Consider the following 3,037-nt stretch of genomic DNA (forward strand, 5'->3'; position numbering starts at 1 on the left):
GTCCCACCAAACCGAATCGGGGCCACCAGCGCAACTTTGTGACCTTTCAAGACATCGGGTATTTCGTCACCGAGCACGAGGTCTTCCGGTGAAAAGCCGTCGAGGTGGATCTCATCGCCCAACTTGAGCGACGCACATCCCTTGCCCGCGGCTACGGTATGTGGCTCCTCCGCAGCTCGCTGAATCAGCACGCACCCCCGCGTGACGAAAAGCTTGCTCATCATCGTCAGGAGGAGATTGCTCAGAATGAAGTCGAGGTCGAGTGAGCCACTGAGGAGCTGGCTCGACTCGTACAGCGCCCTTAGATCAAAGCGTCGCGTTCTATCCGCCTGAGCGTCGATTTCGGCCATATTCTCGGTTTAAAGCCCCTGCTGTTCCTGGTCGAGGTGAATCACTTCTGCCTGCTGTACGACGCCACTCTCGACATGGAGTCGGACACACGTTTTGACGCGGTGCAGTCCTTGCCGCCCCGCCGCGCCGGGGTTAATAAATAACATTCTGCCCAGTTTGTCATCACGCTCGATGCGGAGAATGTGGCTGTGACCGCAAATGAACACGTCCGGTGGATCCTCTCGAAGCTCCGCCGACACCCGCGAATCGTATCGTTCAGGTCGCCCTCCGATGTGCGTCATCCAGAACTGGAGACCTTCCAGCTCAAGCCGCTCGTGCTCCGGCCAGATCTGGCGCACGTCCATTCCGTCCACGTTGCCGTAGACGCCCTTCACCGGGGCGATGGTCGCGAGCTCGTCGATCACGGCCACGGTCCCTGCATCGCCTGCGTGGAGTATCAGGTCGACGCCGGCGAAGTCATTGTGTACGGCCGGGTGCAGATAGCCGTGGGTGTCTGATATGATACCGATCAGCATGTGGCGTCCAAGTGCATGAGGTCTCGGTGGATTTGGCAGGTGACTCTCATTCCGGGTGGCACCGCCTGAACGAGTGAGTGCCGAGCGCTTCCACTTTCACCCGTCGCCGACGTAATGTACAGCCCGACCGGCCAGGCATGAGTGTCAACGGAGAACCGGTGAGCATGTTTTACACGCCGGAAACTCATGCTCCCAGACTAGCGTGCTGCCGGTTCAGCCCTGGTCCGGACGTCCGCAGTTATCCTTCCGGAGAGACAATCTCAGGCGAACCCGCAAGATCAAGGATGAACGCGAAGTCGAGTGCAATTTCTCGGTAGATGCGATAGCGTCCCGAGGCCCCGCCATGGCCGGCCTCCATGTTCGTCTTCATTATCAGCCGGTTTGAGTCCGTCTTCTTTGCCCTCAGCCGCGCAACCCACTTCGCCGGCTCCCAGTACTGCACCTGAGAATCGTGGAGTCCAGTCGTGACCAGAATATTCGGGTAGTCCTTTGCTTCAACATTATCGTACGGCGAGTACGACAGGATGTAGTCGTAGTACTCCTTCTCGTTCGGATTACCCCACTCGTCGTACTCGCTCGTTGTCAGCGGAATGGTATCATCGAGCATCGTCGTCACAACGTCCACGAATGGCACTTGAGCGACGATTCCATGAAAGCGGTCTGGACGCATGTTGGCCACCGCACCCATCAAGAGGCCGCCGGCGCTACCACCCATCGCGTACACCCGGTTCGGGTCCGCGTAGCGCGCGGTAACGAGGTAGTCCGCACAATCAATGAAATCCGTGAATGTGTTTTTCTTCTTGAGCAGCTTGCCGTCTTCGTACCACTGCCGGCCCAGTTCCTGGCCCCCACGAATATGCGCGATGGCATACACGAACCCACGATCCAGCAGACTCAGCCTCGAGGCACTGAAGTACGGATCCATCGAGGCTCCGTACGAGCCGTACCCGTACAGCAGTACAGGCGCCGTTCCATCGATCGGCGTACCCGTATGGTGCACAAGCGATATGGGCACCGCAACACCATCACGCGCACGCGCGTAGATCCGCGCGGTCACGTAGTCGGATGACTCGAACCCGCCGAGTACCTCGTCCCTCTTCTTCAGCACCTTCTTTCGCGAAACCATGTCGTAATCGTAAACGGAATTCGGCGTCGTCATCGACATGTATCCGTAGCGCAAGATCTTGCTGTCTGTCTCGGGGTTCGTACTCACATAGGCGAGATATGCCGATTCACCGAAATTCAGGTAGTGGTCATCCGTCCCGTCCCAGCGCATCGCTCGCAGATTCATGAGTCCATCCTTCCGCTCACTGAGAACCAGGAAGTCATCGAACAGATCGAAGTCGGCCAGATACACCGACTGACGATGCGCAATCACTTCTTCCCAGTGGTCTTTCGACGGGTTGGAAATCGGTGCACGCATGAGGCGAAAGTTTTCCGCGTCGAGATTCGTGCGGATGTAGAAGTAATCGCCGAGGTGGCCGACAGAGTATTCGAGGTCTCTCTCTCGCGGCTGGATCACAGTGAAACTGCCCTCCGGCTGATCAGCATCGACAAAACGATACTCGTCACTGAGTGTCTGGCTCGACCCGATCAGTATGTATCGCTTTGATCTTGACTTGAAGACGAAACTGGAGAAGGTCTCATCCAATTCCTCGTAAACGAGAACATCCTGGGATGGATCGGTGCCCAGTTTATGGCGAAATATCCGATGCCAGCGTAATGTCTCGGGGTCCTGTTTTGAATAGAAGATCGTTCGACTATCATTTGCCCAGGCGATGTTGCCGGTCACATCCGGGATGGCATCCTCAAGAGTTTCCCCCGTCGTCAGGTCTTTGAACCGGAGCGTGTAGAACCGTCGTCCGACGGTGTCCGCGGCGAAAGCAAGAATGTTCTGGTCTTCCGTGGGCGCCGTCTGCCCGACCTGGAAATATCCCTTCCCCTCGGCCAGGACGTTCACGTCCAGTATCACCTGTTCCGCGGCGTCAAGAGACCCCGGCTTTCTGCAGTAGATCGGATACTCCTTCCCGTCCACGTATCGAACATAGTAGTAGTGGTCCCCGGTTCGGTACGGAACTGTCGAATCGTCTTGCTTTATCCTGCCCTTGATCTCGTCGAAGATTGTCTGCTGCAGATCTTTCGTGTGCGACATGACCTGATCGAGATAGGCA

Annotated in this window: 3 protein-coding genes; all 3 read right to left on the reverse strand. The window is 57.0% G+C overall.

Annotation, left to right across the window (positions count from 1 at the left end; all coding sequences use genetic code 11):
* The coding region (locus HKN37_13620; GenBank protein ID NNE47688.1) for a hypothetical protein at nucleotides 1–350 on the reverse strand (350 nt) is incomplete at its 3' end.
* 9 nt (nucleotides 351–359) lie between these two features.
* Complete coding sequence (locus HKN37_13625; GenBank protein ID NNE47689.1) at nucleotides 360–866, reverse strand: metallophosphoesterase family protein; 507 nt, start codon at nucleotides 864–866, stop codon at nucleotides 360–362.
* Between the two features lie 238 nt (nucleotides 867–1,104).
* Nucleotides 1,105–3,037, reverse strand: a 1,933-nt coding sequence (locus tag HKN37_13630) for a S9 family peptidase (protein NNE47690.1), incomplete at its 5' end; no start/stop codon positions are given.

The sequence above is a fragment of the Rhodothermales bacterium genome, from assembly GCA_013002345.1.
Taxonomy (GTDB): domain Bacteria; phylum Bacteroidota; class Rhodothermia; order Rhodothermales; family JABDKH01; genus JABDKH01.

Coding starts and splice junctions, on each gene's coding strand:
- HKN37_13625 (NNE47689.1), bottom strand. CDS start 866: ATGCTGATCGGTATCATATCAGACACCCACGGCTATCTGCACCCGGCC.